This is a genomic window from Marinibacterium profundimaris (genome assembly GCF_002210095.1).
In the GTDB taxonomy this organism is placed as follows: Bacteria; Pseudomonadota; Alphaproteobacteria; order Rhodobacterales; family Rhodobacteraceae; genus Marinibacterium; species Marinibacterium profundimaris.
On the sequence record NZ_AQQR01000005.1, the window covers coordinates 201,377 to 214,663 of the forward strand.

Here is a 13,287-nt window from a genome sequence, read left to right on the forward strand (position 1 = left end):
AGCGGAGCGCGTGATGGCCCAAGCCCTGCAAGCCCTGACAACGATCCTGATCGGCCTGGGCGCCTGTGTCGGTTACTTTTTCCTGTCCAACAAGCTGGTGGACGTGATCTGGCCGCCGCGCGGCGCCAACGCGGGGCGCAACATCAACCGCGCCAACATGATCCGGCCCTGGCTGTTCCTGTTTCCCGCGCTCTTCGCGCTGGGGCTCTACCTGGGCTACCCGGTGTTCGAGACGCTGCGCCTGTCGCTGCTGGAACGGGTGCCGGGGGGCGGATACCAGTGGGTCGGGTTCGAGAACTATGCCCGCATGAGCGGCGAGGCGAAGTTCTGGGAGGCCATGCGCAACAACATGCTGTGGCTGCTGGTGGTGCCGGCGGCCTCGACCGGGTTCGGGCTGCTGGTGGCGCAGCTGACGGATTCGATCCGCTGGGGGCGCATCGCGCAGATGCTGATCTTCATGCCGATGGCGATCTCTTTCGTGGGTGCGGCGGTGATCTGGAAGCTGGTCTACGATGCGCGTCCCATCGACCAGGAGCAGATCGGCATGCTGAACGCGCTGGTCGTGACGCTGGGCGGCGAGCCACAGACCTGGCTGACCATTCCCTTCTGGAACAACTTCTTCCTGATGCTGGTGCTGATCTGGATCCAGACGGGCTTTGCCACGGTGATCCTGTCGGCGGCGCTGCGCGGCATCCCCGAAGAGACGATCGAGGCGGCCATCGTGGATGGCGCCAACCCGTTCCAGATCTTCTTCAAGATCAAGGTGCCGCAGATCTACGGCACGATCCTGGTGGTCTGGACGACGATCACCATCGTGGTGCTGAAGGTCTTCGACATCGTCTACGCGATGACCAACGGCCAGTGGCAGACGCAGGTTCTGGCCAATTACATGTTCGACAAGCTCTTCGTCGCCAATGACTGGGGCGTGGGATCGGCCTCGGCCATCGTGATCATGGTGCTGGTGCTGCCGATCCTGGTCTGGAACGTGCGCAACGCGCGCAAGGAAATGGAGTAACCCGGATGTCGGACATGCATTACGGGCCGAGCGGGGTTGCGGGGCAGAAGGCGATCCTGACCTGGGCGGTCCACCTGTCGGTGGGACTGTTGGTGCTGCTTTGGGTGGTGCCGACGCTGGGGCTGCTGGTGTCGTCCTTCCGGACCGCCGACCAGATCTCGTCCACCGGCTGGTGGAAGGCGCCCTTCGCGGCGGAACAGGTGCTGCAGGTGCGCACCGCCGATCCCGGGACCCAGGTGCAGGAGGGCGATCTTTACGTGATCGAAGGCCAGCTGCTGGACGAGACGCAGGCGGAGAAGATTGCGTCCTGGGGCACGTCCTCGCGCGATGTGGCGGCCTATCAGCCCGGCGACGTGGCCGAGGTGCGCGGCGGCGGGACGATCACGGTGGGCGAAGACGGCGCCTACCGGATGGAGAACACCGAACCCTTCGAGGGCGGGCGCGGGCAGCGGGTGTTCATCACCGCCATGGTGCCGCCTGAGCTGACGCTGGAGAACTACCGCTACATGCTGTTCGACGACAGCAACGTGAACGGGATGAGCCGGGCGTTCTTCAACACGCTGACCGTGTCGATCCCGGCCACGGTGATCCCGATCCTGGTGGCGGCCTTCGCGGCCTATGCGCTGGCGTGGATGGAATTCCCGGGCCGCGCGCTGCTGGTCGCGGTCATCGTGGGGCTTCTGGTCGTGCCGCTGCAGCTGGCGCTGATCCCGCTGCTGAAGCTGCATCTGGGGATCGGCATCGGCAAGGGCTACCTGGGCGTCTGGCTGGCGCATACCGGCTTTGGCCTGCCTCTGGCGATTTACCTGTTGCGCAACTACATGGCCGGCCTGCCGCGCGACATCATCGAAAACGCCCGCGTGGATGGCGCGACCGAGTACCAGATCTTTGTCCGCATCATCCTGCCGCTGAGTTTCCCGGCGCTGGCCTCCTTCGCGATCTTCCAGTTCCTGTGGACCTGGAACGACCTGCTGGTGGCCAAGGTCTTCCTGATCGACGCGACGGGCCAGACCACGGTGATGACCGCCCAGATCGTGGAGCTGATGGGCACGCGGGGCGGCAACTGGGAAATCCTGGCGACGGCGGCCTTCGTGTCGATCCTCGTGCCGCTGCTCGTCTTCTTCTTCATGCAGAAATACCTGGTCCGCGGCCTGTTGGCCGGATCGGTGAAGTAAGGTTTACATCATGAACGACCAAACCCTTGTGCAGCCCGAGACTCAGGCCGACCAGGACTGGTGGCGCGGCGGCGTGATCTACCAGATCTACCCGCGCTCGTTCCAGGACAGCAACGGCGACGGCATCGGGGATCTGAACGGCATCACCCGGCGGTTGGAGTACCTCGCCGGGCTTGGCGTGGACGCGATCTGGATTTCGCCCTTCTTCACCTCGCCGATGAAGGATTTCGGCTATGACGTCAGCGATTACTGCGACGTCGACCCGATGTTCGGCACGCTGGGCGATTTCGACGGGCTTTTGGCCAAGGCGCACAAGCTGGGCCTGAAGGTGATGATCGACCTGGTGCTGTCGCATACCTCGGACGAACATCCCTGGTTCCAGGAAAGCCGCGCCAGCCGCGACAACCCGAAATCCGACTGGTACGTCTGGGCCGATCCGAAGGAGGACGGCACGCCGCCCAACAACTGGCTGTCGATCTTCGGCGGGCCGGCCTGGCAATGGGACAGCCGCCGCCAGCAATATTACCTGCACAATTTCCTGATCGCGCAGCCCGACCTGAACTTCCATTGCGAAGAGGTGCAGGTGGCGCTGCTGGACGTGGCGCGGTTCTGGCTGGATCGCGGCGTCGACGGCTTCCGCCTGGACACGATCAACTTCTACGTCCACGACAAGGAGCTGCGGTCGAACCCGGCGCTGCCCTACGAGCTGCGCAACGATTCCATCGCGCCCCAGGTGAACCCCTATAACCACCAGGAGCACCTGTATTCCAAGAACCAGCCCGAGAACATCGCCTTCCTGGAACGGCTGCGCAAGCTGACCGACGCCTACGACGCCCGCGCCTGCCTGGGCGAAGTGGGCGAGGCGCAGCGCGGCATGCAGATCCTGGGCGAATACACCAAGGGCAACAGCCGCGTGCACATGTGCTACGCCTTCGAGTTCCTGGAAAACCGCCGCGCCACGGCTGACTGGGTGGTCGAGACCTTCCGCCGCTTCGACACCCATGCGCCGGACGGCTGGGCCTGCTGGGCGTTTTCGAACCATGACGTGCGCCGCCATGCCACCCGCTGGGACCTGAGCGACGCAGCCAACCGGGCCTATGTCATGCTGATGATGTGCCTGCGCGGCTCGGCCTGCCTGTACCAGGGCGAAGAGCTGGGCCTGCACGAGGCGGACGTCCCCTACGAGGCGCTGCAGGATCCCTATGGCAAGGAATTCTGGCCCGAATTCAAGGGCCGCGACGGCTGCCGCACGCCCATGGTCTGGGAGGCGCAGGACGAGTTCGGCGGCTTTACGACCAACGATCACCCCTGGCTGCCGGTGAGCCCCGCGCAGCTGGAATGGGCGGTGGACCGGCTGGAGGACGATCGCGGCTCGTTGCTGCACCATTACCGCCGCGCGGTGGCGCTGCGGCGCGATAACCCGGCGCTGGCCAAGGGCGCGCAGAGCAGCCCGGTCAACGAGGGCGACCTGCTGACCTTCACCCGGTCGGATGGCGAGGAGGAGCTGTTCTGTGCCTTCAACCTCAGCGACATCGCCGCCCATCTGGAGATGCCCGAGGGGCAGTGGCGCGCCGTGGCCGGCGTACAGACGGAGCTGTCGGCGGGGCCGATGGACCTGCCCGGGTGGGGCTACGTGATCGCCAAGCGCGAAGGGGAGTGAGACCATGGCCGAGCTGGTTCTGAGAGATGTCGAGAAGACCTACGGCAAGTCCGTGCAGGTGCTGCGCGACATCAACCTGGAGATCGAGACCGGGGAGCTGATCGTCTTCGTCGGGCCGTCGGGCTGCGGGAAATCCACGCTGTTGCGGATGATCGCGGGGCTGGAGCGGATCACCGGCGGCGAGCTGACGATCGAGGGCCAGCGCATGAACGACGTGCCGCCGGCACAGCGCGGCATCGCCATGGTGTTCCAGAGCTACGCGCTTTACCCGCATATGACGGTGCGCGAGAACATGGCCTTTGCGCTGAAACTGGCCAAGAAATCCAAGGCCGAGATCGACGAGGCGGTGGACCGCGCCGCCGCCGCGCTGCAGCTGGAGCCCTATCTGGACCGCCTGCCCAAGGCGCTGTCCGGCGGGCAGAGGCAGAGGGTGGCGATCGGCCGGTCGATCGTGCGGGATCCGAAGGTCTACCTCTTCGACGAGCCGCTTTCGAACCTCGACGCGGCGCTTCGGGTGGCGACCCGGATCGAGATCGCGCATCTGAAAGAGGCGATGCCGGATCGCACGATGATCTACGTGACCCACGACCAGGTCGAGGCGATGACGCTGGCCACCCGGATCGTGGTGCTGGCCAACAAGGGCATCGCCCAGGTCGGCACGCCGCTGGAACTGTACGAGACGCCGGACAACGAGTTCGTGGCGCAGTTCATCGGCTCTCCGGCGATGAACCTGCTGCCGGGCAAGATCACCGGCACGGGCGAGCAGACGACGGTTGAGCTGGCCCATGGCGAGGTCGCGGTCTCGGCCATTCCGACGACGGAAGAGGACAAGGGCAAGATCGTCAATATCGGCGTGCGGCCCGAGGATCTGGTCCCGACAGAGGACACGCCGCTGTTCCGGGGCCGGGTGGATTTCACCGAGGCGCTGGGCGAGGTGACGCTGATCTATTTCGAGGAGGTCAACGGCGCGCCGGCGATGACGGCGAAGCTGCCGGGGATCCATCGGGATCTGCGCGGCAACGACGTGAGCCTGGCGGCGGATCCGGCGAAGGTTCACCTGTTCCACAAGGGGCAGAGCATGCGGCGCAGATAGGTCCGCGGCCGGAGGTTTGAGTGGACGGGGGCGCCTTGCGGCGCCCTTTTCGCGTTTCCCGGGGCCGCCCCTTCGGGAGGGATGGGGTGAACGGCCTCCCGTTCGTGAGGATTGGGATAAGCGGCCTCCCGTTCGGGAGGCCGAGGCGCGCTGCGCGCGGGGTGACGGTGGCGCGCTGCGCGCGCTTTCCGGGGGCGGGGCGCTGGCGCGCCCCGGTCACCAGCGGCGTCGGGGCACCAGGGGATGCCGGCGCAGACGCCAGCTGCAGCCGTCCGTCGCCGGATCGGCGCGGCGCCGGTCCGAAAGGCGGGCCGGGGCGCCGATGTCGCGCGCCAGGTGCGGGGTCATGCCGAGGAGGTAGGTGCGCTGCCGGGCGCGGCGGCGGCGGCGGAGAGCGGTGTCCAGCACTGCGGCGGCGAGGGAGCGGAGCCTGGCGGGGCGGGTCGGAGCGTTCACGGTCTTGTCCTTTCACGTACGGGGAACGCTGGCGAAGATGGTTTCTCAAGTGCACTTGAGGTCAAGCGGTTTTTCGGGGGACGCTGTGAGGGGCCCTGGAAGCATCGGGCAGGGGCGCCGCACCTGGGGCTGTGCAACCTGGGCGGGCGGGGATCCGCAGGGGTTTGTATGCATTATGGGGCCAGAGAGCCCCTATTTAGCGTTATTGACAGGTTAATGTATACAACCTAGCGTCCTTCACCGAGGGTAGGGGGATGTGCCGCGATGGCCGACCGGTCCACGCAATTTGAAAAGGCGCTGCTGGGACTTCGATCGCTGATCCTGGAAGGCGCGTTCGAGCCCAATTCGAGATTGCCGGAGGTCGCCCTGTCGGAACGGCTGGGCCTGTCGCGCACGCCGCTGCGCCGCGCCATGGACCGGCTGATCGAGGAGGGGCTGCTGGAGCGGATCGAGACCGGCGGCTGCCGGGTCGCGCGCTTCACCTTCCAGGACATCATCGATTCCATCGAGCTGCGCGGTGTCGTCGAGGGCACCGCAGCGCGGCTGGCCGCCGAACGGGGCGTGCCCGAGGCGTTGATGGCGCAGGCCGACGGGATCCTGGCGCGGATCGACAGCGCCCTGGCCGGAGAGGTCGACTTCGACGCCTATGTCGAGGGCAACGCCGCCTTCCACGACCTTCTGGCGCAGCTGGCCGGCAGCCCGGTGATCCAGCGCGAGGCGACGCGGATCCGCAACCTGCCGCTGGCCTCGCCCTCGGCCTTCCTGCACCGCCAGGACCTGCTGCCGGATTTCCAGGCCTCGCTGACCCGGGCCCAGGTCCAGCATCGGGCCATGATCGAGGCCATCGCCGCCCGCGAGGGGAGCCGGGCCGAGGCGCTCGCCCGCGAGCACGCACGGCTGGCGCGGCAGAACCTCGAATACCTGACACGGACCGAGCCGGGCCTCGCGCCGCAAGTGCCGGGGCTGGCGCTTGTGTCCAGTGAAGACACCTGAGACAGGAGGAGTTCCAGGATGACCAGTCTGACCGAGAAGATGGCGGACTATGCCAACCCCGTCGAGATGCTGCGCAACAGCCAGATCGGCATGTATGTCTACCCGGTGGTGACGCCGGAATTCACCAACTGGCGGACGGAACAGGCCGCCTGGCGCGAGAGCGCGGTGCTGTTCGACCAGAGCCACCACATGGACGAGCTGATCGTCGAGGGCCCGCAGGCCGAGGCCTTCCTGGCCCATCACGGCATCAACAGCTTCTCGAACTTCGGGCTGAACCGGGCCAAGCATTTCGTCCCCGTCACGCCCAATGGCCACGTGATCGGCGACCACATCATCTTCCGCGAGCGCGAGGACAAGTTCATCCTTGTGGGCCGCGCGCCGACCTCGAACTGGCTGATGTTCTGCGCGGCCTGGGGCAACTGGAACGTGCGGCTGCGCTATGACCCGCGGTCTCCGTCCCGGCCCGAGGGCGAGCGGGTGCTGCGCGAACATTACCGCTTCCAGATCCAGGGCCCGGACGCGCCGAAGATCTTCGAGAAGATGAACGGCGGGCCGATCCCGGAGATCAAGTTCTTCCATGTCGACTGGATCAACATCGGATCGAAAAAGGTGCAGGCCCTGCGCCACGGCATGTCCGGCGCGCCGGGGCTGGAGGTCTGGGGGCCCTACAAGGACAAGGATTACATCCACTCGACCATCATGCAGGCCGCGAAGGACGCCGGCGTGACCCTCGTGCAATGTGGCAGCCGGGCCTATTCGACCAACACGCTGGAAAGCGGCTGGATCCCCAGCCCGCTGCCGGGGATCTACACCGGCGATGGCATGCTGAAGGAGTACCGCGACTGGCTGGGTGCCGACATGTACGAGGCCGCCGGCGCGATCGGCGGCAGCTTTGTCAGCGACAACATCGAGGATTACTACGTCAATCCGTTCGAGTTGGGCTATGATTTCTACATCGGCTGGAAGAAGGACGATTTCATCGGCAAGGACGCCCTTCTGAAGATGAAGGAGAGCAAGACCAACCGCAAGAAGGTCACCTTCGAGTGGAACAAGGAGGACGTGCTGAAGGTCATCGCCACCGCCTTCGAACAGGGCCGGCCGGCCAAGTGGATCGACTTCCCGCAGCCCAATTATGCCTCGTCCTCGGCCGACATGGTGATGGACGGCGACAGGATGGTCGGCATGTCCATGTTCAACGGCTATTCCTGGAACGAACGCTGCCTCTTGTCGCTTGGCGTGGTGGATGCCAGTGTTCAGGTCGGGGATGTCCTGACGCTGAAATGGGGTGAACCGGACGATACCGCCAAGACCTCGGCCGAGCCGCATGACCAGGCCGAGATCCGGGTGCGCGTCTCGCCCACGCCCTATGCGCGGGAAGCCCGCGAGAACTATGCGGACAGCTGGCGGTCCAAGACCGCCTGAGACCAAGACCCAACAGAACTGACCGCAGACCAAACGAGTGGCGGGGGGCGACGGGAGAGAGCGCCCCTTGCCTGGACATGGGCGCAGAGGAGGCGCCCGTATTGGGAGGACACCATGAAGATCAAGACCCTTGCGGCCACCTGCGCCGCGGCGGCGGCGCTGGCCATGCCCCTTGCGGCAGAAGAGCTGAGCTTTGCCAACTTTACCCCGCCGTTCCACACGATCAACGCGTCCGTCATAGAGAAACTGAATGCCGACCTGTCCGAGGCGACGGGTGGCGAGCTGACCGTGCGCGGCTATCACGGCGGAGAGCTGGGCGCCGGCCCGGTGGAGCAGTACGTGCGCGTCCTTCAGGGCGTGGCCGACATGGGCTGGGGGCTGCCGGGCTATACCTCGTCGCAGTTCGGCAAGACCATGATCGCCGAGATGCCCAACGCGATCCCGCTGGACGCGCCGGGCTACGAGGCGCTCTGGGCCGCCTATGACGAGATCTCGGGCGAGTTCCCCGGCACGGTGCCGCTGGCGCTTTGGACGTCGGAGCCCAACATCTTCATCATGAAGGACCACGACATCCGCACGCCCGCGGACCTGGAAGGGCTGAAGATCCGGGTGGCCGGGGCCACGGCGGCCGAGGTGGCCAGCGCCATGGGCGCAACCCCGGTGCAGATGCCGATCAACCAGGTCTACAACGCCCTGCAGACCGGGCTGATCGACGGGGTGATCACCGGGGCCTCGACGCTGTCAGATTTCAAGCTGGACGAAGTCGCCAATTCCTACACGCTGGGCGCCAACCTGGGCCGGCTGGTGTTCTGGACGGTGATGACCGAGGCCAAGTACGACAGCCTGACAGATGAGCAGCGCGCGGCGCTGGATTCCGTGTCCGGAATGCCCCTGTCGCAAAGCGCCGAGGAGGCGTGGAACGCCACCGCCGATGCCGCGCTGGAGGCCGCACGCGCATCGGGCGACAACACCGTCATCGACCTGAGCGACGCCGAGATCGCCGCCTTTGCCGAGGCCGTGGCCGCGGTGACCGACGCCTACGTGGCCGAGGTGGATGGCGAGGCGGCGCTGGCCGCGATGAAGGGCGAGTAAATGCGCGCTGTCAGGCGGGCTGCGGACGGGCTGATCGGCCTGTCCGCGACCATCGGCGCGCTGGGCCTTTTCGTCGAGACCGGGGTGATCCTGATCGACGTGATCGGCCGCGCCTTCGGATCGCCTCTGTTCGGGTCACAGGACGTGATCACGATGACCATGGTCGTCGTCGTCTTCGGCGGCATGGCCTTGTGCGACCGGGTGGGGGGCCATATCGGCGTGGACATCTTCGAGGCGCGCTATCCGGACTGGCTGAACCGCTGGATCGACATCGTCTCGGCGCTGCTGGGGGCGGCGATCTTTGCCGCCATCGCCTGGGCGGTGTGGGAGTCGTCGAAGATCAGCCAGATGCTGAACCTGTCGACCAACCTGATCGGCCTGCCCAAGGCGTGGTTCCAATGGGCCCTGGCCGGGTTTTCCGCGCTGACCGCGCTGGGGCTGCTGCTGCGCGCGGCCGAGCTGACGGCGACGGGGCGCGATGTGCGCAAGGATGACACGCGGCTGACGGACAGCCCCGCATGAGCGCCGAGCTGACCGGCACGCTGGGCATCGTCGTGCTGCTCGTGCTCCTGCTGCTGAGGGTGCCGGTGGCCTTCGCGATGTTCGCCGTGGGCTTCGCCGGGATCACGATCCTGCAGAATGTCTCCTCGGCCATGGCGCTGCTGGCCTCCGAAAGCTTCACGCTGGCCTCCTCGCCCGAACTGGTGATCATCCCGCTCTTCATCCTGATGGGCAACGTCGCCTCGGCCACGGGGATGAGCCGGCAGCTTTACGATGCGGCCTATGCGATCGTGGGCCAGATCCGGGGCGGGCTGGCCTCGGCCACGGTGATCGGCTGCGGCGGCTTTGCGGCGCTGTCGGGGTCGTCCGTCGCTTCGGCCCTGACCATGGGCAAGGTGTCCCTGGCCGAGATGGACCGCTTCGACTACGACAAGCGCCTGTCCACCGGCGTGGTCGCGGCGGGCGGCACGCTGGGCATCCTCATCCCGCCGTCCACCGGTTTCGTGATCTACGCGATCCTGACCGAACAGAGCATCGGCCGGCTGTTCCTCGCCGGCGTGCTGCCGGGGCTGCTGCTGCTGACGTCATTCGTCACGGCCATCGCCATCATCTGCCTGCTGCGGCCCGGCGCCGGGCCGCGCGGCCCCTCGACCACGATGTCGGAAAAGGCCCGCGCCATCGCCGGCGCTCTGCCGATCCTGACGGTGATCCTGCTGACCATCGGCGGCATCTACGGCGGCCTCTTCTCTCCGGTCGAGGCGGCGGGCGTGGGGGCCGGCGCGGTGATCCTCTACGGCGCGGTGACCCGCCGCCTGTCGTTCCGCATCCTGTTCCAGTCAGCCCGCGACAGCGTGGTAACCACGGCGACGGTGATGCTGATCCTGATCGCCGCGCATATGATCAACCCGTTCCTGGCGCTGTCGCACATCCCCACCTTCGTGGGCGAGGCCCTTCTGGGGCTGGAGCTGTCGCGCCTCGGCACGCTGGCGGTGATCCTCGCGGTCTACCTCGTGCTGGGCTGTTTCCTCGAAGGCTTCGCCATGCTGGTGCTGACCCTGCCGATCTTCTTCCCCGTCGTGCTGGACCTCGGCATCGACCCGATCTGGTTCGGAGTGCTGGTGGTTCTGACGCTTGAGATGGGGCTGATCTCGCCGCCCGTGGGGCTCAACGTCTTCATCGTGAAATCCGTCGCGCCCTCGGTGCCGCTGGGCGACATCTTTCGCGGAGTGATCCCTTTCTGGCTGGCGATGCTGGCGACGCTGCTGATGCTGATCGCCTTCCCGCAGATCTCGCTTTTCCTGCCCGACACGATGATGAACTGAAGGAGCCATCCATGACCGAGCCCTGTTTGGATGTCGCCCACCTGGGCCACGTGGAACTCCTGACCGACCGCTTCGATGAAAGCCTCGATTTCTTCACCCGCGTCTACGGGCTGAAGGCGAGCCTGGTCGAAGATGGCATCGCCTGGCTGCGCGCCTGGGACGATTACGAGTACCACACGCTCAAGCTCACCGCCTCCGACTCCACCGGCGTCGGCCACATCGGTTACCGCACCTCTTCACCGGAGGCCCTTGCCCGCCGCGTCGCCGCCATCGAGGCCTCCGCCTACGAGACCCTCGGCTGGACCGAGGGCGACGCCGGACACGGCCCGTCGTTCCGCTTCCGCGACCCCTTCGGCCACATCTTCGAGCTCTACTGGGAAACCACCCGCTACCAGCCCGGCCCCGACGACACGCCGGCGCTGAAGAACATGTCCAGCCGCTTCCACGCCCAGGGCGCCTGCCCACGGCGGCTCGACCATCTGAACCTGCTGGCCGAGGACGTCACCGCTTTCCGCGATTTCATGACCACCTGCCTCGGCGCGCGCGTGACCGAACAGATCCTGCTCGACAACGGCCGCCTCGGCGGCTGCTGGTTCACCATCAACAACAAGACCTACGATCTCGCCTGCACCGAGGAACACGGGCGCGGCGAGGCCCGCCTGCACCATGTCACCTACGCCACCGATCAGCGCGAGGACATCCTGCGCGCCGCCGACATCTTCCTTGAAAACGGCGTCCACATCGAAACCGGCCCCCACAAGCACGCGATCCAGGGCACCTTCTTCCTCTACGTCTGGGAACCCGCCGGCAACCGGGTCGAGCTGGCCAATGCCGGCGCCCGCCTAATCCTCGCTCCCGACTGGGAAACCGTCACCTGGACCGAAACCGAACGCAGGAAGGGCCAGGCCTGGGGCCTGAAGACGATCGAGACCTTCCACACCCACGGCACGCCCCCCGCCAGGGATTGACGCGCCCAAGGCCCGCCCCGGCGGCTCCTACGATGCGTCACAAGCCCCAACCGGGGACGCCTCTCACCGTCCCCCTGCTTCTTCTTGGTCCAAATACTCCAGCGCGGCCCCGGCCAAAGGCGGTCCTCCAGACTGACGCGGCCGCCACTGCCACCTGCGGGTCCCCAAACCCACCGCGCGCACGAACAGGGGGCGGCTCTCACCACCCCCTGTCTTCACCTTTGCCCAAATACTCAACGCAACACCGGCAAGCGGACCGCGGCCAGCCTGATTCACCACGCCGGCCGCGCCCCGGATCACGCGTCCACGCCGCCCCAGATCGCCTCGGCCGTCTTCACCACCAGCTCCAGCTTGCGCCGCTGGTCGTCCGCGGTGACGGTGTTGCCTTCCTCGGTCGAGGCAAACCCGCATTGCGGCGCGATGCCCAGCTGGTCGAGGTCGGCATGTTTCGACGCCTCCTCGAACTTCGCCTTCAGATCGTCGATGCTCTCCAGATCGCCGGTCTTCGTCGTGATGAACCCCGGCAGCACCCGCTTCTTGCCCTTGGGCAGCAGGCGCAGCGGCTCCAGCCCGCCGGCGCGGTCGGTGTCGTATTCCATGAAGTAGATATCGACATCCGTCTTGTTGAAGATCGCGTCCGCCGCCGGGTCATAGGCGCCCTCGGCCGCGTGGGTCGACCGGAAGTTGCCCCGGCACATGTGCATCCCGATCACCATGTCGTCGGGGCGGTCCTTGATCGCCTCGTTCATCATCCAGGCGTAGCGGTCGATCAGCCAGTCCGGGTCCTGCCCGGCGGCCTCCTTCTCGGCCCGGTGCTTCGGATCGCAGAGATAGGCGAAGAAGATGTCGTCCATCTGCAGGTAGCGGCAGCCGGCATCGTAGAAGGCCTGCACGGCCGCCTTGTAAGTCGCGGCGATATCGGCGGTCAGCACCTCGATGTCGCGGTATTCCGGCACGTGGATGTCCTCGGGCGCCGTGCGGAAATGGCAGCAGGACGGCCCGGGGATCGAGATCTTGGGCGTGACCTTCGTGTTTTCGGCCACGAATTTGAAATGCGCGAGATGCGGGTGATCGGCCGGGAAGCCCAGCTTGCCGGTGATCGTCGGGAAGATCGGGCGCAGCTTCACCCCGGCGAATTGCACGCCGCCCTCCGGGTCGCGCTCGTCCAGGTCGAGCCCGGTCAGCGCCCCCATGAAATCGTAGTGCCAGAACGACCGGCGCTGCTCGCCGTCGGTCACCGCCATCAGGCCAACCTCTTCCTGCATGGCGATCAGCTCGCGGATCGCGGCATCCTCCACCGCCTCCAGCTCGGCTGCGGTGATGCTGTGATCCTCGAAGTAGCCCTTGCGCGCGGCCTTGACGCTTTCGGGCCGCAACAGGCTGCCGACATGGTCGGCGCGATAGGGCGGGGTGGGCATGGTGCATCCTCCGTTACACATTGCCTCCCCGGTCTAGTCCCGATGCACGGAGCTTGGCAAATCCCGATATCGGCGCAGGGCCCGGGCCGCCTCGGCCGCGTTGACAGGGCGTTCGAATATTGTCTACTTGGAAACAGAATTGACCGGGCAGGCCCGGAGCAGGGGGGGAACA

At 66.4% G+C, this 13,287-nt stretch carries 11 protein-coding genes; 10 read left to right on the plus strand and 1 reads right to left on the minus strand.

The window, feature by feature from the left end:
- The first annotated feature begins 13 nt into the window (after window positions 1-13).
- The 10 genes from ATO3_RS14580 to ATO3_RS14630 all read left to right on the plus strand — a co-directional run bounded on the left by ATO3_RS14580 (window position 14) and on the right by ATO3_RS14630 (window position 11,697).
- On the plus strand, window positions 14-1,015 hold the full coding sequence (locus ATO3_RS14580) for a carbohydrate ABC transporter permease (protein WP_088650604.1): 1,002 nt from the start codon (window positions 14-16) through the stop codon (window positions 1,013-1,015).
- 5 nt (window positions 1,016-1,020) lie between these two features.
- The gene (locus ATO3_RS14585) at window positions 1,021-2,190 is read left to right on the plus strand and encodes a carbohydrate ABC transporter permease (RefSeq protein ID WP_233152154.1); all 1,170 of its coding nucleotides are present in this window, start codon (window positions 1,021-1,023) and stop codon (window positions 2,188-2,190) included.
- A 10-nt stretch (window positions 2,191-2,200) separates the two neighbouring features.
- Window positions 2,201-3,850, plus strand: a complete 1,650-nt coding sequence (locus ATO3_RS14590) for an alpha-glucosidase (RefSeq protein ID WP_088650605.1) — start codon at window positions 2,201-2,203, stop codon at window positions 3,848-3,850.
- Window positions 3,851-3,854: 4 nt separating this feature from the next.
- Window positions 3,855-4,943, plus strand: a complete 1,089-nt coding sequence (locus ATO3_RS14595) for an ABC transporter ATP-binding protein (RefSeq protein ID WP_088650606.1) — start codon at window positions 3,855-3,857, stop codon at window positions 4,941-4,943.
- A gap of 720 nt (window positions 4,944-5,663) precedes the next feature.
- Window positions 5,664-6,392, plus strand: coding sequence for a GntR family transcriptional regulator (locus tag ATO3_RS14605; protein WP_088650608.1), 729 nt, complete (start codon window positions 5,664-5,666; stop codon window positions 6,390-6,392).
- Window positions 6,393-6,410: 18 nt separating this feature from the next.
- Window positions 6,411-7,814: a vanillate/3-O-methylgallate O-demethylase gene (ligM, locus tag ATO3_RS14610; RefSeq protein WP_088650609.1), complete on the plus strand. Its 1,404-nt coding sequence runs from the start codon at window positions 6,411-6,413 to the stop codon at window positions 7,812-7,814.
- Window positions 7,815-7,928: 114 nt separating this feature from the next.
- Window positions 7,929-8,906 carry a TRAP transporter substrate-binding protein gene (locus ATO3_RS14615; protein WP_088650610.1) on the plus strand — a complete coding sequence of 326 codons (978 nt, stop codon included), beginning with the start codon at window positions 7,929-7,931 and terminating at the stop codon, window positions 8,904-8,906.
- A complete protein-coding gene (locus ATO3_RS14620; protein WP_088650611.1) occupies window positions 8,907-9,428 on the plus strand; it encodes a TRAP transporter small permease in 522 nt (173 codons plus the stop codon). It abuts the gene before it with no gap.
- Entirely contained in the window at window positions 9,425-10,729 is a 1,305-nt protein-coding gene (locus ATO3_RS14625) for a TRAP transporter large permease (protein WP_088650612.1), read from the plus strand. Before ATO3_RS14620 ends, ATO3_RS14625 begins: the two co-directional genes overlap by 4 nt.
- 11 nt (window positions 10,730-10,740) lie before the next feature.
- Entirely contained in the window at window positions 10,741-11,697 is a 957-nt protein-coding gene (locus ATO3_RS14630) for a VOC family protein (RefSeq protein ID WP_088650613.1), read from the plus strand.
- A 296-nt stretch (window positions 11,698-11,993) separates the two neighbouring features.
- Here ATO3_RS14630 and ATO3_RS14635 read toward each other — a convergent pair whose 3' ends face one another.
- On the minus strand, window positions 11,994-13,115 hold the full coding sequence (locus ATO3_RS14635; RefSeq protein ID WP_088650614.1) for a 5-methyltetrahydropteroyltriglutamate--homocysteine S-methyltransferase: 1,122 nt from the start codon (window positions 13,113-13,115) through the stop codon (window positions 11,994-11,996).
- Window positions 13,116-13,287 lie beyond the last annotated feature (172 nt).